This window comes from Algoriphagus halophilus, from assembly GCF_900129785.1.
In the GTDB taxonomy this organism is placed as follows: domain Bacteria; phylum Bacteroidota; class Bacteroidia; order Cytophagales; family Cyclobacteriaceae; genus Algoriphagus; species Algoriphagus halophilus.
Window position 1 is genome coordinate 2,840,139 of record NZ_FSRC01000001.1, and the last position, 21,067, is coordinate 2,861,205.

A 21,067-nucleotide genomic window follows, 5' to 3' on the forward strand; every position below is an offset into this window, starting at 1 on the left:
TGTCCAACCTGCATATGGAATTCACTATAGGTCAAGTGGCCGCCATCCTTCAGGGAAAAGTAGAAGGGGATGAAACCCAAAAAGTATATAGACTAGATAAAATCCAAGAAGGAAAAGAAGGTGGAATCAGCTTCCTTTCCAATGAAAAATATCAGTCCTATATCTATGAAACAGAGGCAACTGCTGTAATCGTCTCAGAAAACTTCACTCCTACCAAGGAGATCAAGACTAATTTGATCAGGGTAAAAGATGCCTATACAGGTTTTACCACTTTACTCGAAGCCTATAGTCAATTTTCCAAAATGAGTCTTGTAGGAGTTCAAGAACCTTCCTACATGGAATCAAGCTCTGAAATGGGTGAGAATGGATTCAGGGGTGCATTTTCACATATAGGTAAACATTGCAAAATAGGAACTGAGGTCAAGATTCATTCTCAAGTTTTTATTGGTGACAATGTGGTAATCGGAGACAATACCATTATTCATCCTGGAGCAAAAATCTGCTCTGGAACTGTAATCGGCACTAATTGTGAAATTCATCCAGGTGTAGTGATCGGTTCTGATGGTTTTGGATTTGCTCCTCAACCTGATGGAACGTACAAGCCCATTCCACAAATCGGAAATGTGATTATTGAGGATCATGTGAGTATTGGAGCAAACACTACCATCGATTGCGCCACTATGGGATCAACCATTATAAAAAGAGGAGTTAAAATCGACAATTTGGTGCAGATTGCACACAATGTAGTCATTGGTGAAGATACTGTTATCGCTTCTCAAACTGGAATTTCCGGTTCTACCGAAATAGGTAAAAATTGTATAATTGCAGGTCAGGTTGGAATTAGTGGCCATATTAAAATAGCGAATAAAACGACCATAGGTGCGAAAACGGGGATTTCTAAAACGATCAAGAAAGAGGGAGAAACGATTTTTGGTTACATAGGAATGGAAGTGAAAAACTTCCTAAAATCTTATTCAATCTTCAAAAATCTGGATGTCCTTGAAAACCGTTTAAGAGAACTGGAAAAAAAGCCGTAAATTTGCACCCTTAATCATCCTGAAAGTCTAAAATATCAGATGAAGGTAAAACAACATACCATCAAAAAGCAGGTGGAACTATCCGGAGTAGGACTTCATACTGGAGTAATTTCCAATATGACTTTCCTGCCAGCCCCACCAAATCATGGAATTAAGTTCCAACGAGTTGATCTAGAAGGTCGACCTACTGTGGACGCTGACTGCGACTTAGTAGTAGACGTTTCTAGAGGTACTACTTTGGAGCAAAATGGTGCTCGAGTATATACTGTTGAACACGTACTGGCAGCATTGGTCGGCATGGAAATAGACAACGTGCTGATTCAGCTAGATGGTCCAGAACCTCCGATTATGGATGGATCTTCTATCCAATTCATCGACGTCCTACAAGATGCTGGATTAGAAGAGCAGAATGCTTTGAGAAGATTCTTTGAGGTAGAAGAAAGCATTCAATACAAAGACCCTTCAAGAGAGGTGGAAATGGTGGCATTGCCCACTGATAATTACCGGGTCACAGTGATGGTGGATTACAACTCTCCAGTGTTGGGAAGTCAGCATGCATCTATCACTGATATCAGTCAATTCATCCCTGAAATAGCTTCCTGTAGAACATTCTGTTTTCTACATGAATTAGAAATGCTCTATAACTCCAACTTAATCAAAGGAGGAGATTTAAATAATGCCATTGTGGTGGTGGACCGCGTGGTAGAAGAAAAAGAATTAGTACATCTAGCCAAGATGTTTAATAAGCAGAAGGTAGAAGTGAAAAAAGAAGGCATTTTGAACAATGTGGATCTTCGCTACCGAAATGAACCTGCTAGACACAAGCTACTCGATGTAGTTGGTGACTTGGCATTAGTGGGTAGACCTTTGAAAGCCCAGATTTTAGCTGCTAGACCAGGTCATGCTGCAAACGTTGCTTTTGCGAAGAAATTGAAAAGAGCTATGGAAAAATCCGGCTCCTCCCATATACCACATTATGATCCAAAGCTGCCTCCAGTAATGGACATCAATCAGATCAGCAATATTTTGCCTCATAGATACCCTTTCCAATTATTGGATAAAATCATCTACTTGGATGAAACGGTAGTCGCCGGGGTAAAAAATGTAACGATCAACGAGCCTTTTTTCATGGGACACTTCCCAGGCAACCCAGTGATGCCAGGAGTCATGCAAGTAGAAGCCATGGCTCAAACAGGTGGAATTTTAGTATTAAGTACAGTAGAAGATCCAGAAAACTATTGGACTTATTTTCTTGGTATTGAAAACTGTAAGTTTAGAAAAATGGTGCTACCGGGAGACACCCTTATTTTTAAATGCGAACTTTTGGCTCCTATTAGAAGAGGCATTGCAAAGATGCGAGGAGAGGCTTATGTTGGAAACACATTAGTCTGTGAAGCAGTTATGACAGCCAGCATAACCCGTAAAGAATCATGATAAGCCCAATGGCCCACGTAGACCCAAAAGCAAATTTGGGAAAGAATGTAACGGTGGATCCGTTCACCATGATCCATGAGAATGTGATCATTGGTGATAATTCATGGATCGGCCCGAACGTAACCATTTTCCCTGGTGCTAGAATTGGTAAAAACTGTAAGATTTTCCCTGGTTCAGTAGTGGCAGGAATTCCTCAGGATTTAAAATTTCAGGGGGAAGAATCAACGGTAATAATTGGAGATAATACAACCATCAGAGAATGTGTTACGATCAGCCGAGGAACAGTGGACAAGCAAACTACTGTCATTGGAAGTGACTGCTTATTAATGGCTTATGTACACGTGGCTCATGATTGTGTTCTGGGCAGCCATGTAATCATCGCAAACTCCGTTCAAATCGCTGGTCATGTTTCTATAGATGACTGGGCAATTATTGGAGGTTCCAGTGCCATTCATCAATTTGTGAAAATCGGAATGCACTCTATGGTTTCTGGCGGATCTTTGGTAAGAAAAGACGTACCTCCATTTACAAAAGCTGCGAGAGAACCGCTTTCCTATGCAGGTGTCAATTCACTTGGATTAAGAAGAAGAGGTTTTTCCAGTGAGTCTATAGGTCATATTCAGGAAGTATACAGGTATTTATTCCTGAATAGCATGAACAATAGCAGAGCTTTAGAAGAAATTGAAATCAATTTACCTGCTACCAAGGAGCGGGATGAAATCCTGAACTTCATCCGTTCATCCGAGCGCGGGGTCATGAAAGGTTATATCAATTAATCATGTTTAAAATCCAACTTGAAAAGGCTACAAAGCGATTTCAATATGAATGGATTTTTAAAAACCTGGATTTAACATTAGAATCAGGTGAATCTTTGGCTGTCACTGGAAGCAATGGTTCTGGTAAATCTACCTTGCTCAAATGCATCAGTGGTGCCATTCCCCTCACCTCAGGAAAAGTCAATTACATCTATGAAAACCAATCGATTTCAGAATCTGATTGGTTTTCTTATTTAAGTATTGCAGCGCCATACATGGAGCTGCCAGAGGAATTCACTCTGGAAGAGTTGTTGAAATTTCATTTCAAGTTCAAAAACATGATTTCCAATTTCACGGTAGAAAAGATCATTTCCACCCTGTATTTGGAACAACATGCTGAGAAACCAATCGCTCAGTTTTCTTCGGGAATGAAACAAAGAGTGAAACTCGGGATCGCATTATTTTCGGAAGTGCCGCTGATATTTTTGGACGAACCTACATCCAATCTCGATAAAAAAGGAATTCAATGGTACCAAAATTTGATCGATACCTATAAATCGGATCGAACTATTTTCGTTTGTTCCAATGAACCTAGAGAATATGAGTTTTGTACACAAAAAATAAAACTAGAGGACTACAAATAAGATTAGTTTTAGGGATACTTGTGTATATTTAATTTTTAAGAAGGAACAATTCAATTCATGAAACTCAACTATTTTAGATTCTTATCCTTTCTAATTATTGCGGTTTTCGCTCAAGCTTGTTGGAATGACGAACCAACCCCTCCTCAAAAAACAGCGGAGGAATTAGCAATTGAAGCATTAACAGAAACTGGTAGAATAAATTGGGTGATAGCCGGTGGAGGAACAGTGAAGAGGGATGGCAACTTGGTTACCGACCTGTATCAAAACTTTGAATTGAATTTGAGTGCCAACACTGCCGCTAAAACATATACCAGTAAAAACAATAATGACATTTTTGACAATGCAGGAACTTGGTCTTTTGCTGGCAGTAATTTTGACAAAATAATTTTGACCGGATCTCAACCAGTTTCTGGTAGAGAGATCTCTTTTACCCGAAATGGTGATCGCCTGGTTTTAATCTTTACTATCCCTTTACCAGGAGCTAGAATCAATGGAGTCCAAGCTATTGCAGGAACCTACGAATTTGATCTTTTGAAGGATTAAAAAAAGGAGCTAAAAATTGCTCCTTTGCTATTTTAAGGTTACCAAGGTTACCCCAGCTCCACCACGATCAGGATGCTCGTCCTCCAACCTTGCTACTTGAGGCATAGTTCTCAATAAATTCCTGGTAATATCTCTTAGGATTCCATCACCTTTTCCATGAACGATCCTTAGGTCTTTGACTCCAAACATAAATCCTTCATCAATAAATGTCTGGATGATCGACAGCACTTCTTCCCCCCTTTTTCCTCTCAAATCCAAGTTTGGAGAAAAATCCATGAGTTTCTCGTTGGTGTTATACCCACTTCTTTTGGAAGATGACTTCAATTCCTTTTTCACCTGGGTTTGGGAGATTTTCTCCAATCTAGAAAGCTTAACATTGGATTTCAACTCTCCAATTGAAAGTTCCACTTCCTTATTTTTCACCTGAAGCACTTGAGCAATCGCTCCATTATCTTTTAATCTGACCCAATCTCCATTGGAGATTTTGCCACCTATCACCACGATCTCCGGATCTTTAATGGCCATTTTTTCAGGTTTTACCTCCTCTTTAAATGTTTCGAGTTCCTGTCGGATTTTTTTTGTGGCCTCCTTATCTGCTTTGTCTTCCTTTATCTGACGGATAGTAGATTCGATTTTTTTATTGGTCTGATCCAATAATGCTTTGGCTTCTTGTTTGGCCTCTTGAATGTATCGTTTTTTTGTAAGCTCTAAGGTTTCTTTCAGTTCATTGTATTCTCTGAGCCTGGTCTTGAGTAACCTTTCTTTTGCTTTGGCATCTGCCAATAGGCTGGTGTATTGATTCTTCTCATTTTCAAGCTGGGTCAACAATCTATCGTAGCGAACCCGTTCTTCTCCGATGTGATCCTTTGCATATTGAAGAATATCTTTGGATATCCCGATTTTGGAGGCAATTTCCAAAGCAAAAGAAGACCCGGGTTTACCAATTTCCAATTGATACATTGGCTCCAATTTATCCACATCATAGCGCATGGCTCCATTTACCAGCCCTTGGTTTTTATTGGCTACCTGTTTCAGGTTTCCATAATGGGTAGTCACAATACCAAAGGCTCCTAATTTATTCAAAGCCAGCAAAATTGATTCAGCAATCGCCCCTCCAAACTGTGGTTCCGTCCCTGTTCCAAATTCATCAATAAAGAGGATGGTTTTCCTGTTTGAAAATTGAGTAAAATGCTTCATACTCATTAAGTGTGAGCTATATGTACTCAAGTCATTTTCAAGATTCTGCTCATCTCCAATATCAATGAAGAAATTATCAAAAAGTGAGCTTTTTGAATCAGGCTGGACAGGTATTAACAAACCACATTGCAACATATATTGAAGCAAAGCGACCGTTTTGAGGGTAACAGACTTACCTCCTGCGTTGGGTCCTGAAATCACTAACAGACGCTCATGCCCTCCTAATTTCACATCCAAAGGAATGATCTTCTTTCCTTGGCTTTTCAAAGCCATTTCTAACAGGGGGTGCCTTGCTTTGGTCCAAGTCAGTTGTCTTTCTTTGGTAATCTCAGGTTTTACACTCTCTGTTTTCTGAGCAAATTTTGCTTTTGCCCTGACAAAATCCATCAAGCCCAGGTAATTTGTTGCTTTCCTTAATGCTGGGATTGCAGGTCTCAGTTTATCAGTTAGAGTCGTGAGTATTTTGATGATCTCACGGCGCTCCATGTATTCCAAATCCCTGATTTCATTATTGATATCCAAGGCCTCTTCTGGCTCCATAAAGACCGTTTGTCCCGTTGCAGATTCATCATGGATAAAGCCTCGTAGCTTCCTCTTATTTTCCGCTGCCACTGGAATCACCATTCGGCCTCCACGGATGGTCATCGCCGAATCTTCAGGAGTTAGCCCTTTGGCCCTTGCCTCTTTAAAGATTCTTTCCATTACCTTTCTTAACCTTCCCTCTTCAAAAATGATCTGGTTCCTTATCAATTGAAGGTCTCTACTCGCATTACTCCTGATTTTCCCTTTTTCGTCGATTACTTGTTCTATCGATTTCAGCAAGCTTAAATCCAGATCAACCAATAAGCCTAAGAGTTGACTTAGGGCTGGGTATTCATCCACGAATTTTTTAAAAAATGTAATACATCCTCTCAAGGTATATAGGGCCAACTTCACTTCATGAAAGTCCTCCTGATCTAGAAATGCGCCTTCTAATTTGGCTTTTTCTAAAAAAGGATAAAGATTCGTGAAATTGGAGGAAGGAAAAACTTCCCCTGAAACCAGGATCTGAAAAAATTCATGAGTTTGGTCTAGGAGTTTTTCGACCAATTTGTGATCAGAGGAAAAGGAAACTTTATCTACATAACTCATTCCCAAAGGAGAAGTACATTCCTCCTTCAGCAATTCCTTGACCTTTCCGAAATTTATTTTTTGCTCTAAATTAGAGGGGTATATCATTAGAAAATCTCTCCTTCGTCTTTTTTAATTCCAATTGTTTCTCTTGCCGCCAACGAATCTAAAATTTGTGCATACATATTATCCATGATTCCTGGGTATTGCAGGTAGTATCGGAGGCTTTGAGTAAAAACTGAATCTTCCACTTGATGTTTTTTGAAGACTTCTTTTTCCATTAGCTTGTATAAAACCTCAGAAGAATCATAGGCTACTGGTATTGCACTGGCAATCCCCTCCGTTATCTGTATATCAATCAGGACATTAATCATTTTATCCTGACTCAACAAACCTTCTGGTTTCTCATCTTCGGAGCAAGAGGCTACAAAAAGTAGACTTAAACAAATTAGTAGTAATCGTTTCACGATGTAAAATTATGGTTTTTTAACTGAAATTTCCTTCACCCTTCATATAAGACAAATTTTATAATTCAACCTGTTCCTATAAATTAGCCAGTTCAAATCACCAGGAATGAATCAACTATTCAGTAAGCTTAGAAAATACGAGATAATGATCCGAAAAGTGGCAAACAACCACTTGCAAGGAGAATACCAATCTCTTTTCAAAGGCTCTGGCTTGGAATTTGACGACTTACGCCCCTATCAATACGGAGATGATGTAAGAACGATCGAATGGAAAGTGTCTGCAAAAGGTCATGGCACATTTGTAAAGACCTTTCGGGAAGACAAAGATCAATGTGTTTATTTCTTGTTGGACATCAGCGGAAGCCAAGATATTGGTCAAGTAGGAAACAAGAAAATAGATCAGGGTAAAACCATTGCCGGTGTTCTTAATCTGGCTGCTGTTTTTGATGGAAGTCAGGTTGGACTTATTAGCTTTTCTGATCAAAAAGAGAACCTGATTCTTCCTGGTAAAGGGCCAAAACAAGGTGTAAAGATGGTTAGAGGAATCTTTGAACATGAAAACAAATCTTTGAAAACTGATTTGAATGCCATGTTTACCTTCGCCTTAAACCTTATCAAGAAAAGAAGTGTCATCATTGTGATTTCTGACTTTATTGATGAAGGATACGAAAGACCTTTCAGAGCCCTTGCAGAAAGACATGACTTGGTTGCAATCCAGTTGACTGATCCAAGGGAATCCGCCCTACCTTCACTGGGAATTATTCCTATCTATGATAAAGAGAGAGGAAAAACCACTTGGGTAAATACAGCTTTCGGAAGCTTTTCAAAAAAAATAGCTGAAACCTTTTCTTCGGAACGAGTGAACCTTCAAGAAATATGCAAAAAGAATCAGATCAATTACCTAAGTATTGATACGAGTCAAGATATTGTAGCCCCATTGATTGAATTATTTAAGTACAGAAACAAAAGAATGAAACGTGGGTAAACTAAGTAAGATCATTCTTTTATTTTTCCTCCCGATTCTAAGCTGGGCTCAAGAAGTCAAGATAGATGGATATTTTCTCCAGGATTCTGCAAAACTTGGAGAACGTGTAGGCTATGTTTTAAAAGCTACCTACCCTGAACAGAAACAACTCATCTTTCCTGATTCATTGTATGATTATTCTCCACTGGTATTACTTGAAAAAAAGACATTTATTTCAAGTACTACAGAAGGAGTAACCAGTGATAGCACTATCTATTATGTATCCAACTTTTCCCTGGAGCCTAGTGTATTTATGACACTCCCAGTATATGAGGTGGCTAGATACGATAGCATCACTCATTTTCCATTAGAGGCAGAATTAAAATTAAAACTCACCTTAGACAGCATTCCGGAGCAACCTGTTTTTCAGGAAAACAATGTATATCAACCCCTTGAAAAAGAATTTAATTGGATTGTTATAGGTGTCTTACTGGGTGGAATTGTTTTAGTAATATTGGTATTCTATCTCCTATTCGCGGAACGTATAAAACGCCTATTGAAGGATAGAAGTCAAAAAAGAAGATGGAGGCAATTTGAAAAAGAATGGATCAAACAAACGACTCTTCTTACCCAAAATCCTAGCTTAGATCTAGCTGATGAAGTTCAGGGACTCTGGAAATCTTTTATGGAGAAACTCACTCATCTGCCTTTCCAGGAATGGACCTCCAGTGAAATCGGAGAAAAACTGGATGACCCTGAAGTTTTTAAAGCATTGAGAGCAATTGACTTGATCATTTATGCAGGGGTTTCAGAAAAAAGTGAAGAAGCTACTGATTATCTACTTCAGGTAGCAAAAGAAAAGCATTTAGAAAAACTAAACGAGATGAAGCATGCAAGAGCAACTAGCTGAGTTTTTTAGCTGGTCTTGGTTTTTGCCTGAGACCTTCAAATCATACGAATGGGAAAATCTTTGGATTCTGCATTTGCTCTGGATCATTCCTGCGCTTATGCTTTTGAGAATTTTCGTGAAGTTTTTGAAAAATCCTGTTTTAGAGCTTTCACTTCCTAAAAGAGCCGCAAAAAACAATCCATGGACGTACCTTAGACTTATTCCTACAGGATTCTTCTTCTTGGCCTTGGTCATGATCGTGATCGCCTTAGGAAGACCTCAGCGAAGTAACGAACGGGTAGAGCAATTTACGGAAGGAATAGACATTGTTTTAGTGATGGATATTTCGGAGTCCATGGATCTTCAGGATTTTACTCCGAATCGTTTGGAAGCCGCTAAATCCACTGCCGTTGACTTTATCAATGGACGTTTTGGAGATAGAATTGGGATGGTGGTGTTTGCGGGAGAAGCGTATTCACTTGCACCATTGACGAATGATTATCAGCTATTGACAGATTTGATAGAGGATATTTCATTTAATATGATGGAAGCAAAAGGTACAGCTATCGGATCGGCAATAGCTTCAGCAACCAATCGAATGAAAGAATCTGAGTCTGCTTCCAAAGTGTTGATTTTGTTGAGTGATGGTGAAAGCAATGCCGGGAATGTAGATCCACTGTTTGCGGCGGAGCTTGCCTCTGCATTGGACATTAAAATATATACCATCGCTGTAGGAAAAGATGGAATGGTTCCATACGGGACTGATTTTTTTGGAAGACCTCAAATGGTCGAAAGTTACTTGGACGAAACTACCCTGAGAGAAATTGCTAAAATTGGGAATGGGGAGTTTTTCAGGGCTTCCGATGGCGGTACACTAAATAATATCTTTGAAAGAATTGATACCCTGGAAAAAGCTGAAGTGATAGAAAATAGGTATAAGGAGACTTCAGATTATTATCGAGTTTATTTATTCTGGGGCATGCTATTATTCTTTATCTGGTTACTTCTGAAAAGTAGCTTTCTCAATAATTTCTTACTTGATTAATGACTCCATTAAGCAACTAAAACCTGATAAATATCAGGTTTTGTTCTTATTCTAGTCAGTCAAAAAAAAGTCATTTAAGTACAGTTTTGTACAAAGAAAAAAGAATGACTTTATCACCAGAACTTATAGAAAAGTATAATAAACCTGCCCCTCGTTATACTTCTTATCCAACGGTACCACTTTGGGAAAATAATCTTCTTTCAGCAACTTGGGAAGCGCTTGTTCAAACTGCTTTTGAACAGTTTGGAGCGCAAGAAGGAATTACTTTGTACATCCACCTTCCCTTTTGTGAAAGCCTTTGCTCCTATTGTGGCTGTAATAAGCGAATTACAAAAAACCATTCGGTAGAAATCCCTTATTTGGATGCTGTGCTAGCAGAATGGAAAAAATACCTGAAGCTTTTTAATAGCAAACCCAAACTAGCTGGAATTCATCTAGGCGGTGGAACACCTACCTTTTTCCAACCTGAGTCCTTAGAATATTTTCTGAGCGAAATTATTCAAAACGCTGAAGTCTTGGAATCGGCTGAATTCAGTTTTGAAGGGCATCCCAACAACACTACGTTGGCCCATTTACAAACCTTAAATAGTCTTGGATTTGATCGAGTGAGTTATGGAATTCAAGATTTTGACTCGAATGTACAGCAGGCTATTCACAGACTTCAACCTTTGGAAAAGGTAATTGAAGCTACTGAAAATGCCCGGAAATCAGGGTATACCTCCATTAACTTTGATTTGATTTATGGATTGCCACATCAGACTATAGCTTCTCTAGAGGATACTTTTGAGAAGGTAGCTGATTTAAAACCAGACCGCATTGCTTTTTATTCTTATGCGCATCTACCAAGTGTTTTTCCTGCCCAAAAGAGCTTTGAAAGCTATTTGCCAGCGGATATTGAAAAGCGTGAACTTTATGAATTTGGAAGAAAAAAACTAATTGACCTGGGATACGAGGAGGTAGGAATGGACCATTTCGCCCTACCCAATGACCCCCTGAACTTGGCTAAGCATCAGGGTACTTTGCATAGAAATTTTATGGGCTATACCACCTCTCCTTCCAAGATATTGATTGGCTTGGGAGCAAGCAGTATTAGTGATATCCACCTTGGCTATGCTCAAAACGAAAAGAATATTGAAGCCTACAAAGAAACCTTGAACAAGGATCAATGGGCGATTCAAAAGGGACACGTTTTGACAGAGGATGATATTCAGATCAGGGAGATCATTCTGGACTTGATTTGTAGAAATGAAGCGCATATCCCTTTCAAGGTTTGGGAAAAGTTAAATGAAGATCAGATTTTCAAACTAAAAAATATGGAATCTGAAAATCTCGTTAGAATAGAAGACGAACAATTAATCATCACTGAAATAGGGGTGGCCATTATTCGTCATGTATGTAAGCAGCTAGACCTTAGATTGGCCGAAAACCAAAAACATCATCAGGTATTTAGCAAAGCCATTTAACGACACATCGTAATTTCAATTTGTTTAGCCCCATAGTCATAGACTTGCAAATCAGGGCTAAACCCGTGCAGCCCTAGGCCAAGTCCACGGAAAATAAATAGAATTCCAATCAGAACTCCCAAATATGGGATGGCTGATTGGAATTTTTGTCTTAGGGAAAGGCTAAAAAGACTTCCTGAAATCATTAATGCCAATAAGAGGGGTACAGTACCCAATCCAAAGAAAAACATGTATGCTGCTCCCAACCATGGATTTTGCAAGGCCAAAGCAGCAATAAGGGCCATATAGACCATGCCACAGGGCAATAATCCATTGATCATACCTGTACTAAAGTAAGCAGATGTCTTTCCAGACTTTAGATAGGTTCCTAAGGTCTTTTTAATCCATTTTACAAAGCCTGAAAAAATGGGAATGGATAAGAATTGATCTGATGTTTTAACTGATAGTGCAAGGATTAAAATAAGCACTCCCATCCCAATAGATAGGCCTTGTTGAACTCCTGCCAGTGCCAGAGAAAAACCAAGACTGCCTACCAGAAGCCCCAAAAGAGAGTAGGTAAGACTTCTTCCTACATGGTAGATAATTTTATTTCCTAAAAATTTATTTTTATTGGAGCCACCTACTGCCAATGCAATAGGCCCACACATTCCAACACAATGAAATGATCCCAAAAAGCCTAATATGACAGCAGTCCAAAGCATCAAAAATTTAATTTCTTTTCTTGATAATATTCTACTCCATTTTCCACCCAATTTAACTGAGCTTTCCAATACCCACTTTTCAATTGATTAATTGGAACTTCAATAGACCTTTGGCTATTACCATCTAATTTAATTTTTTGGTCTAAGGCAGCATCGGAAGGTCTGAAAAGATGAAGAGTCCCAGAGGCACCTGAAGGAAGGTCCACCAATATCATTTGCCCCTTCATATCAAAAGTCATTACATCCTTGTTTTGATCTAAGGTTGCCTGTTCTTTATCTATTTGATCCTGATAAACTATTTCCTTTTCATAATAGCTTTCTGTCACCAACTCAATTCCATCCATTCTAACCGAAATAGTCACCATGGTCATGATGACCACAATAAAACCTAAAAACGAAAGGAATATTCCAGTTCCCCAATTCATAGTTAATTTCATCGTTTTATTTGTTTATAGGTGCCATAAAGTTTGTTTCAATATCGCCAAATTCTTGACCACCAGCATTTAATTGCAATTGTACCTTTTCCTGGCTCACCTGTACATCTGATTGATTTCTAACTAAGAAAAATCTTCCCTCAAACTTTGATTGGGGCTCCAAGGTCCAGTGGGTATCCCCCACCACTTCCAGATCTATGCCCTCTACTAAGGGGATCAATTCCACCGTCTGTGGTTCAAATGTTTTGTTGATTAAAGTGATTTCATACAGGTTTGATACCCTTCCATCTTCTCTGGTTTGATAAGTCATGCCTGGAAATCTGGTAACCGTTCCGTTAATAGGTTCTCTTGTAGCAATTAAAGAGACAAAAGCGGCTACCAATACCAACAAAACCACCACATATGCCTTGACTCTACCTGTGATCAATTTTTGGAAGCCTTGTTTAATGCTATTCTGAGAGGCATAGCGAATCAAGCCTTTTGGCCTATCCACCTTGACCATGACCTCATCACAAGCATCAATGCAAGCGGTACAGTTCACGCATTCCATTTGTATTCCATTTCGAATATCTATTCCTGTTGGGCAAACCTGTACGCAAAGGCTGCAATCCACACAATCGCCTTTTGGTTCAAGTTCGGCCTTGTTTTTCCGTATTGGAGCTCTAGGTTCACCCCTCACGTAATCATACATGACGTTGATGGAGTTATTGTCTAATAAAACACCTTGAAGTCTTCCATAAGGACAAACAACCAAACATGCCTGCTCCCTAAACCAGGAAAACACAAACATGAATATCCCCGAAAAAGCGATCAATCCAATAAAACCAGCCATATGAGCAGAAGGTGGTTGGGTTACGACCTCTATCACTTGATCCACCCCTATTAAATAAGCCATCACCAAATGACCAATCATCAATGAAATGAACCCAAAGATCAGGTACTTTGCCCCTTTCTTTCCAATTTTTTTGGAGTCCCAAGGAGCAGTATTCAACGCTCTTTGCTGATTGGCATCTCCTTCAATCCAATACTCGATTTTCCGGAAAACCATCTCCATAAAAAGAGTTTGAGGACAGGCCCAACCACAAAATACCCTTCCAAAAATCACTGTAAAAAGAATGACAAAAACGAAAAAGATCAATAAAAGGAAGATCAACAAGTAGGTATCCTGAGGCCAAAACACAGCTCCAAATATGATAAACTTCCTTTCAAAAATATTGAACAAAAGCCAAGGTCTTCCATCCACTTTTATGAAGGGTCCAGCAAATAAAATAGCCAATAAAAGCCAGGAGAGGTATGTCCTATATCGATAGAATAAACCTTTAACTTTCTTTGGATATACCCAGTTTCTTTTTCCATCTTCCTGGACAGTTGCCAAGGCATCACGGAAATTCTCAGGGTTTAAATGTGGATTTTTTTTTGCCATAATAGAGTATGGAAACACCGGAAGAATTTCTTCTTCCGGTTTATTAGGAACAATCTATTTTCTATTCTACCGCGGTACTATCGGACTCCGCAGGAGTTTCTGCCGCAGGAGCTCCACCAACTAATTCACCTTGAGGTTCCTTCGGGTTGGCTGGACTTGTACCATTCAATGTAAGAATATAGCTCGCTACTTGTTGGATTTCTTCGGGGCTTAATTGGTCTTCCCATGGCACCATCCCTTTACTTACTACCCCATATTTAATCACGGTGAATACATCTGAAATCGAATTCCCATGAATCCAATAATCGTCAGTTAAGTTGGGGCCGACTCCGCCACCACCATCAATAGCATGGCAGGCAGCACAATTACCTTCAAAGATGGTTTTACCTGATGCTAAAGCGGAAGCCGTCTCATCAAAAACGACGGTAGTCTCATCAATTCCGGCAGCAGCATTGGCCTTACGCTCTTCAGAGGCAATGGCTTCGATCCTCAATTCTTCTTCATATTCTTCCACACCTGTTTTTCCGTAGCCCAATACAGAGTAATTGAGAAAATAACCTATCCCGAAGATGGCTGTGATTAGGAAGGTATATTGAAGCCAAGGAGGCATGAAATTATCAAGCTCAGTAATCCCATCGTAGGAGTGATCTGTCATTTCCTTTTTCTCCACTGCTTCTTCTGCTACATCTCCTGTGATGAACTTTTCCTTGAAGGATTCCCACCATGTTGGCTCTTCTGCCATTGCAGGGTTTTCTTTTCTAAACACTGCAGTGATAAAAGACATGAGGTAAATGATCAATATTAAAAGAAGAACAATGACTCCTAAAATGACCCCCATGATGATGAGAAGGGTTAATTGATTCCCATCCATATTCATCAGTTTTTCGTAAGTCGAACTTTCTACTGCTTGAGCAAATACTGCGTTAGTCACAGAAAGCCCAACAAATGCAAATAATAAGGTTAGTATATTTTTCATGGCTCTTTCTTTATAATATCATCATCTTCCATTGGAAGTGACCTCATATGATCTATGTAAGATTTAGGTACCTTAATCACCCATAGCAACATGGCGACAAAGAATAGGACAAAAATCAAAAGCGAAATGATCGGATAGATTTCTATGTTTTCGATAGATCTTAATACTTCTTTATACATGACTTTTTGATTTATTCGTTGGAAGAAGTTGCCTTGATATCAGTACCAAGTCTTTGCAAATAAGATATCAATGCCACGATTTCTGTATTTGGCATTACCTCAACACCTGCATCTTTTAGGTTTGCAGTAATCTGAGCAGCTTGAGATTCCAAGTCTGCCATCGCGCGCTCATCATATCCTTCTGGATATGGAACTCCCAATTTTTGAAGTGTCCTGATTTTTGCTGGTAAATCGGAATAATCCATTTCATTTTCTACCATCCATGGATAAGGTGGCATCAAGGACCCCGGAGACATGGATCTTGGATCCATCATGTGGAAGTAGTGCCAGCTATCTGGATATTTGCCACCTACACGGTGTAAATCAGGCCCAGTACGTTTGGATCCCCATAAGAAAGGTCGATCATAGACAAATTCCCCCGCTTTGGAATATTCCCCATATCGTTCCGTTTCAAACCTAAAAGGACGGATCATTTGTGAATGACAACCCACGCAGCCATTTGAGATATACAAATCCCTACCCTCCAATTCAAGAGGAGTATATGGTTTTACAGAACTAATGGTTGGTACATTGGATTTCACCAAAATAGTAGGAATAATCTCTATGGCACCTCCAATGGCGATTGCAACAGTTGCCAACACAGTGAAGAAAACAGGCTTTCTTTCCCAGGCTCTGTGCCAAAATTCTCCAGCTGGCTTGTAGTTCTTAGCTAAAGCCGGTGCAGAATCTTCTTCAGATTCTTGGAATACTCCCTGTTGAGCAGTTTTCCACATGTTGTATACCATGATCACGGCACCACTCAAGTAAAGTAAACCACCAAAGGCTCTCAACATATACATCGGTACCAATTCTACTACTGTTTGCAAGAAATTACCATAGGATAATCGTCCCATTTCATCAAACTCTCTTAACATCAAGAACTGAGTCAAGGCAGCGACATACATGGGAAGTGCATAGAATATAATTCCTAGGGTTCCCATCCAAAAATGGGTATTCGCCAATTTGGTGGAGTAGATCTTGGTTTTGAATAATCTTGGCCACATCCAATACAACATACCGAAAGTCAAGAAGCCATTCCAGCCTAAACCTCCAATATGTACGTGAGCAACGATCCAGTCTGTATAGTGAGCAATCGCATTTACATTTTTCAAGGATAACATAGGGCCTTCAAAAGTCGCCATACCGTATGCGGTAAGAGCTACCACCATAAACTTCAATACGGGTTCATTGCTGACTTTATCCCAAGCTCCACGAAGGGTCAATAGACCATTGACCATCCCTCCCCAGGAAGGTGCAATCAACATGACAGAAAAAGCAGTACCCAATACCTGAGCCCATTCTGGAAGAGCGGTGTACAACAAATGGTGAGGTCCTGCCCACATGTAAATGAAGATCAACGACCAGAAGTGAACTATAGAAAGTTTATAAGAATAAACAGGTCTATTCGCAGCCTTCGGCAAGAAATAATACATCAGTCCTAAAAATGGAGTAGTAAGGAAAAATGCAACTGCATTATGACCATACCACCATTGTACCAAAGCGTCCTGAACTCCAGCATAAGCAGAGTAGCTTTTTAGGAACGAAACAGGCAAGGCCAAGGAATTGAAAATATGCAGTACGGCCACCGTCACAAAAGAAGCCATGTAAAACCAAATGGCTACGTACATGTGTCGCTCCCTCCGAGTGATCAACGTTCCGATCATATTGGCACCAAATGCCACCCAAACCAAAGCAATTGCTATGTCAATTGGCCATTCCAACTCTGCATATTCTTTAGAGGTAGTAAGACCTAAAGGAAGGGTGATTGCAGCCGCCAAAATAATTAGCTGCCATCCATAGAAATGAAACCAGCTCAATGTTTTATTCCACATTGGAGTTTTCAATAACCTAGGCATGGAATAATACACACCTGCGAAAATCGCATTTCCTACGAAAGCAAAAATTACTGCATTCGTATGCAATGGTCTAATCCTACCAAAAGTGGTATAGGGATTGCCCAAATTGGCTTCTGGTAAGAAAAGTTGGGTGGCAGCGATTACTCCCACCAACATCCCGACGAGCCCCCATATAACGGTGGCTGCTCCAAAATACTTGACAATTTTATTGTCATATTGGAACGTTTCTAAAGTAGAATCATTCATAGGACTTTGTTTTTGTTGGTTGATCTTTTGTTTCTTTTTTCTGTTTACTGTCGAATAATATTCTAATGGATGGCGTATAATCATCATCAAACTGGCCATCCTTCATTGCTTTAAAAAACAGGTAAAGGAATGTCCCTGCTAGAATTAAACTCACACCGATCAATAGAAAAATCACCTCCATATTAGTTGAAGTTTGTCTTAAATAATCCTTTTCTCATCGCCACTAGATTGGTTGCTACTGTCGTAAATACCACCACCGTGATACTACTGATAGGCATTAAAATGGCGCAAATTACGGGACTGAGAACACCTTGAACTGCCAAGGAAATCCCGATAATATTGTACATAAAACTCAGTATAAAGCTGATTTTAATAATGGATCTATTCGCCTTTGCAAAGCTTAAAAATGCAGGAATACTAGAAATCACGGTGGCATCCATAATGGCATCACTGGCAGGAGAGAAATGACTGATCTGCTCTGTGACTGCAATCCCTACTTCACTTTCTTGTAAGGCCCCAGCATCATTTAATCCGTCCCCTACCATCAGCGTATGCTTCCCTTCTTGGTTAAGGTGTTTTAGGTATTGGAGCTTATCCGAAGGACTTTGATTAAATTTAAACTGAATGGAAGTTCCCAGTTTCTCCCGTAAAGCAACTTGTTCATGGCTATGGTCCCCAGAAAGTAAGTGCAATTCATACTCATCCTCCAATTGTTGGATGACAAATGGGGCAGTTTCTCTCAATCCAGACTTAATAGAATAATAGCCAAGATCTTGGCCAGCTACAGTAAAATACACCAGGTTACCTTCCTCAATACTTGGTTCTAAATTTGATCCAGTGAATTCTTTAGACCCCAATTGAAAAAGTTGTTCTTTGTAAAACGCCTGAATTCCTTTCCCTTTGATTTCTTGAAAATCTGTAATTCGTTCCAGTTCACAATCCCCTAAATAATAATTGATTCGATTACTTAATGGATGACTGGATTTTGAAACCATAGATTTTAAAATATTCTTGGTTTGGATAGTCAATTCTTCTCCTACAAATTCTATTTGCGCATTGGCAGGGGAAGTGAGCGTACCTGTCTTATCAAATACGATGGTATCTAATTGAGCTATCTTTTCAATGACAGAGGCATTTTTTAAATAAAACTTTGCCTTCCCAAAAATTCTCAAGGTATTACCCAAGGTAAATGGAGTAGACATGGCCAATGCACATGGACATGCTACAATCAATACAGAAGTAAAGGCTTTGATTGCCAATGGAAAATCCTGGAAGCTCCAATATCCAAAAGCTAGGAAAGCGATAGAGAGCACAGTCCAGGTAAACACGCTACTTACTTTATTGGCCAACGGCTCTAATAGTCCTTCTTGCTTCTTTTCAAAAGTTTCATTGTTCCAAAGATCTGTCAAATACCCTTGGGACGGGGATTTTTGAATGGTTAAGAGAATAGGATCTCCTACTTGTCTTCCACCTGCATAAATAATTTCTTTTTTAGACTTAGGCACAGGAATCTCTTCGCCTGTGACAAAACTATAGTCAATACTTGCTTGATCACTAAGTAAAATAGAATCGGCAGGAATCAATTCCTCATTTCTTATTAAGATGACATCCCCTATTTCAAGCTTAGAAATAGGAACCACTTCCTCTTTGTCTTGTACAAGCTTTGTAACGGCCATTGGGAAATAGGATTTATAATCCCGATCAAATTCCAAAGCCGAAAAAGTTTTCTGCTGATAATATTTACCCAACAAAAGGAAGAACAATAATCCCCCTAGGCTATCCATAAAACCTGCATTCCCAAAAATAAATATCTGCCAAAGGGAATAAAGAAATAATGCAATAATTCCCAGCACGATAGGCACATCCATATTGATCTTCCTGTGTTTTAGAGAATTCCAAGCAGATACGTAATAGCTATTGGCAGAGTAGAAAACGACCGGTAAAGCAAGCAAGACATTCAAATAATTGAATAAGCCTTTAAATCCTTCTCCTAAAAATTGGGTTTCTGAAAAATACTCCGGCAAACTGAATAACATCATATTTCCGAAACAGAACCCTGCTACTGCTAACTGGGAAATCAGTTTTTTATCTATCGTAGTTTTGGGCTTCCCTCCTTGATCAGATAAACTGATTTTCGGTTCATAACCTATGGTAGCCAACAATGAAACCAGCTCCTTTAAACTGATTTTATGTTGATTAAATTTGACTTGAACTTTCTTCTTTAAGAAATCAACCCTACTTGATAGAATCCCAGAATGGATTTGGACTAAGTTTTCGAGCAACCAAATACAGGATGCACAATGGATATGAGGAATAGTAAAAGTAATATGGCTTTCAGAATCACTTTTAAAATCTAACAATTGAGACTGAATGTCAGTATCTTCTAAGTAGTCAAATCTATTTTCCTTGGAACTCTTTGATTTTTGGTTTTCACCAGGGAATTCTTCCAATTCATAGTAGCTACAAAGGTCATTTTCAGAAAGAACTTCGTAGACTAGTTTACAGCCTTGACAGCAAAAGTGTTTCTCTTCAAGAACCAGGTCCAACTCATTGCACACCTCTCCACAATGATAGCATTTAGTAATAGAATTTGAATTTGAGGTGAATTTCATGAGTATTAGTTTACTAAATTTACTTGATTAAGTAATAAAAAAACATGATTAAAGTCAGTTGAAGGCATTAATTATAAGGATAGGTAAAATGATAATTGATCATCCCACAATTCACCTTTGTAAAAATCAAAAAGCACGTTAGAGAGCTCTTGCTGATAGGTTTTTGTCGTGACTAATAAAGTACAGTCATGTTGTACTGCATAGGACCAAAAGTCTCCAATTCGCATAAAATTGAATTTGATAAAACTTGTTTCTTTGGTTGCTGAAGAGATTTTTTGAATAATATCCTGTTCCTCTTTAGACCTGGATTTTGGAATAAAACTGGGTGAAATGATGGTGGCTTTGCTTTCCTTGATTAAATCTTCAAATAGGAGCAAAAACTTATGGATGATTCTCGCTGAATCCGTAGTCCCATCATAGTGAAACAAAAGATGTTTCAATGAGAATTTAGGGACATAAAGTAGGACAGGCGTTTGGCAAGGTTCTTTTTCCAATGATTTAGGGTATTCATGGGTTTGCAACCAATCCAATACTTTATTAAGATCTAATGAAAACAAAGTAGGTTGTGAATCCTCAATGACATGGCTGTTAAGTTCAATAGCTGGATTGAAAATTTCATCCAATATCTCTTGGTGAAAAACGTTGATCAATTGGGTGGGTAGATCAAACTTCGTCATGCTTGAAGGCTTGGCTTCCATATAGAATAACTTTATTCAAAGCTATTCAAGAGTGCCCTTGTACCTCATGACCATTCCTAGTTGGAAAGATGATAAAAGTCAGTTTTTGAATTTTATTTCACTGGCCATTGAATATAGGAATGGAATATGGCCATTATAAATAATCAATAGATTTCAATTGGCAGAAAAAATAGAATTCTGGAAGGAATAAGAAGTGATCAGAAAAAGCGATAAAGTAGAATCTGATTCTCGAATTCTAATAGTGGCTTGATGGGTAATCCACAAAAAAAGCCAGCTATCTAGCTGGCTTGAATAATGGGTGGTTCGGGTTCCTTTTCTTGGGGGCCTGAAAACACAAAAGCCCTTCGGAGTGATC

The 21,067-nt window shown here is 39.1% G+C and carries 21 protein-coding genes; 9 read left to right on the forward strand and 12 right to left on the reverse strand.

Annotated elements, in window-relative coordinates; all coding sequences use genetic code 11:
• Positions 1-14: 14 nt before the first annotated feature.
• Genes lpxD through BUR11_RS11840 form a run of 5 tightly spaced genes read left to right on the forward strand, consistent with a single transcriptional unit; the run spans position 15 to position 4,413 of the window.
• A complete protein-coding gene (gene lpxD, locus BUR11_RS11820; RefSeq protein ID WP_074225008.1) occupies positions 15-1,037 on the forward strand; it encodes a UDP-3-O-(3-hydroxymyristoyl)glucosamine N-acyltransferase in 1,023 nt (340 codons plus the stop codon).
• Positions 1,038-1,076: 39 nt separating this feature from the next.
• A complete protein-coding gene (locus tag BUR11_RS11825) occupies positions 1,077-2,471 on the forward strand; it encodes a bifunctional UDP-3-O-[3-hydroxymyristoyl] N-acetylglucosamine deacetylase/3-hydroxyacyl-ACP dehydratase (RefSeq protein WP_074225009.1) in 1,395 nt (464 codons plus the stop codon).
• Positions 2,468-3,247, forward strand: a complete 780-nt coding sequence (gene lpxA, locus BUR11_RS11830) for an acyl-ACP--UDP-N-acetylglucosamine O-acyltransferase (protein ID WP_074225010.1) — start codon at positions 2,468-2,470, stop codon at positions 3,245-3,247. Before BUR11_RS11825 ends, lpxA begins: the two co-directional genes overlap by 4 nt.
• Before the next feature lie 2 nt (positions 3,248-3,249).
• The gene (locus BUR11_RS11835) at positions 3,250-3,870 is read left to right on the forward strand and encodes an ABC transporter ATP-binding protein (protein ID WP_074225011.1); all 621 of its coding nucleotides are present in this window, start codon (positions 3,250-3,252) and stop codon (positions 3,868-3,870) included.
• A gap of 57 nt (positions 3,871-3,927) precedes the next feature.
• Complete coding sequence (locus tag BUR11_RS11840; RefSeq protein ID WP_074225012.1) at positions 3,928-4,413, forward strand: hypothetical protein; 486 nt, start codon at positions 3,928-3,930, stop codon at positions 4,411-4,413.
• Positions 4,414-4,440: 27 nt separating this feature from the next.
• On the opposite strand, the gene BUR11_RS11845 is transcribed toward BUR11_RS11840, so the two are convergent.
• Both BUR11_RS11845 and BUR11_RS11850 read right to left on the reverse strand, forming a co-directional pair.
• On the reverse strand, positions 4,441-6,828 hold the full coding sequence (locus BUR11_RS11845) for an endonuclease MutS2 (protein WP_074225013.1): 2,388 nt from the start codon (positions 6,826-6,828) through the stop codon (positions 4,441-4,443).
• Positions 6,828-7,187 (reverse strand): DUF4296 domain-containing protein, encoded by a 360-nt coding sequence (locus tag BUR11_RS11850; protein WP_074225014.1) that lies wholly within the window; start codon positions 7,185-7,187, stop codon positions 6,828-6,830. The genes BUR11_RS11845 and BUR11_RS11850 overlap by 1 nt, the downstream gene beginning before the upstream one ends.
• 106 nt (positions 7,188-7,293) lie before the next feature.
• Here BUR11_RS11850 and BUR11_RS11855 point away from each other — a divergent pair, with 106 nt between their 5' ends.
• From BUR11_RS11855 to hemN, 4 genes are all read left to right on the forward strand, one after another.
• Positions 7,294-8,172 (forward strand): DUF58 domain-containing protein, encoded by an 879-nt coding sequence (locus BUR11_RS11855; protein WP_074225015.1) that lies wholly within the window; start codon positions 7,294-7,296, stop codon positions 8,170-8,172.
• The gene (locus BUR11_RS11860; RefSeq protein ID WP_074225016.1) at positions 8,165-9,061 is read left to right on the forward strand and encodes a hypothetical protein; all 897 of its coding nucleotides are present in this window, start codon (positions 8,165-8,167) and stop codon (positions 9,059-9,061) included. Before BUR11_RS11855 ends, BUR11_RS11860 begins: the two co-directional genes overlap by 8 nt.
• On the forward strand, positions 9,042-10,085 hold the full coding sequence (locus tag BUR11_RS11865) for a vWA domain-containing protein (RefSeq protein WP_074225017.1): 1,044 nt from the start codon (positions 9,042-9,044) through the stop codon (positions 10,083-10,085). The genes BUR11_RS11860 and BUR11_RS11865 overlap by 20 nt, the downstream gene beginning before the upstream one ends.
• Positions 10,086-10,189: 104 nt before the next feature.
• Complete coding sequence (hemN, locus tag BUR11_RS11870) at positions 10,190-11,548, forward strand: oxygen-independent coproporphyrinogen III oxidase (protein WP_074225018.1); 1,359 nt, start codon at positions 10,190-10,192, stop codon at positions 11,546-11,548.
• On the opposite strand, the gene BUR11_RS11875 is transcribed toward hemN, so the two are convergent.
• From BUR11_RS11875 to BUR11_RS21270, 10 genes are all read right to left on the reverse strand, one after another.
• On the reverse strand, positions 11,545-12,249 hold the full coding sequence (locus tag BUR11_RS11875) for a sulfite exporter TauE/SafE family protein (RefSeq protein ID WP_074225019.1): 705 nt from the start codon (positions 12,247-12,249) through the stop codon (positions 11,545-11,547). The two genes, hemN and BUR11_RS11875, sit on opposite strands and share 4 nt — an antisense overlap.
• Positions 12,249-12,686: a FixH family protein gene (locus tag BUR11_RS11880; RefSeq protein ID WP_234982150.1), complete on the reverse strand. Its 438-nt coding sequence runs from the start codon at positions 12,684-12,686 to the stop codon at positions 12,249-12,251. Before BUR11_RS11880 ends, BUR11_RS11875 begins: the two co-directional genes overlap by 1 nt.
• A gap of 4 nt (positions 12,687-12,690) precedes the next feature.
• Positions 12,691-14,106 carry a cytochrome c oxidase accessory protein CcoG gene (gene ccoG, locus BUR11_RS11885; protein WP_074225020.1) on the reverse strand — a complete coding sequence of 472 codons (1,416 nt, stop codon included), beginning with the start codon at positions 14,104-14,106 and terminating at the stop codon, positions 12,691-12,693.
• Between the two features lie 61 nt (positions 14,107-14,167).
• Positions 14,168-15,082 (reverse strand): cbb3-type cytochrome c oxidase N-terminal domain-containing protein, encoded by a 915-nt coding sequence (locus tag BUR11_RS11890; protein ID WP_074225021.1) that lies wholly within the window; start codon positions 15,080-15,082, stop codon positions 14,168-14,170.
• Positions 15,079-15,261: a cytochrome C oxidase Cbb3 gene (locus BUR11_RS11895; protein ID WP_074225022.1), complete on the reverse strand. Its 183-nt coding sequence runs from the start codon at positions 15,259-15,261 to the stop codon at positions 15,079-15,081. The genes BUR11_RS11890 and BUR11_RS11895 overlap by 4 nt, the downstream gene beginning before the upstream one ends.
• 11 nt (positions 15,262-15,272) lie before the next feature.
• Positions 15,273-17,402 carry a cytochrome-c oxidase, cbb3-type subunit I gene (gene ccoN, locus BUR11_RS11900; protein ID WP_074225023.1) on the reverse strand — a complete coding sequence of 710 codons (2,130 nt, stop codon included), beginning with the start codon at positions 17,400-17,402 and terminating at the stop codon, positions 15,273-15,275.
• Entirely contained in the window at positions 17,395-17,583 is a 189-nt protein-coding gene (gene ccoS, locus BUR11_RS11905) for a cbb3-type cytochrome oxidase assembly protein CcoS (RefSeq protein ID WP_074225024.1), read from the reverse strand. The genes ccoN and ccoS overlap by 8 nt, the downstream gene beginning before the upstream one ends.
• A gap of 1 nt (position 17,584) precedes the next feature.
• Positions 17,585-20,014 carry a heavy metal translocating P-type ATPase gene (locus BUR11_RS11910; protein WP_074225025.1) on the reverse strand — a complete coding sequence of 810 codons (2,430 nt, stop codon included), beginning with the start codon at positions 20,012-20,014 and terminating at the stop codon, positions 17,585-17,587.
• A 71-nt stretch (positions 20,015-20,085) separates the two neighbouring features.
• Positions 20,086-20,691 (reverse strand): hypothetical protein, encoded by a 606-nt coding sequence (locus BUR11_RS11915; RefSeq protein WP_234982151.1) that lies wholly within the window; start codon positions 20,689-20,691, stop codon positions 20,086-20,088.
• Positions 20,692-20,865: 174 nt separating this feature from the next.
• Positions 20,866-21,067: hypothetical protein (locus BUR11_RS21270; protein ID WP_234982152.1), on the reverse strand; the 202-nt coding region annotated here is incomplete at its 5' end.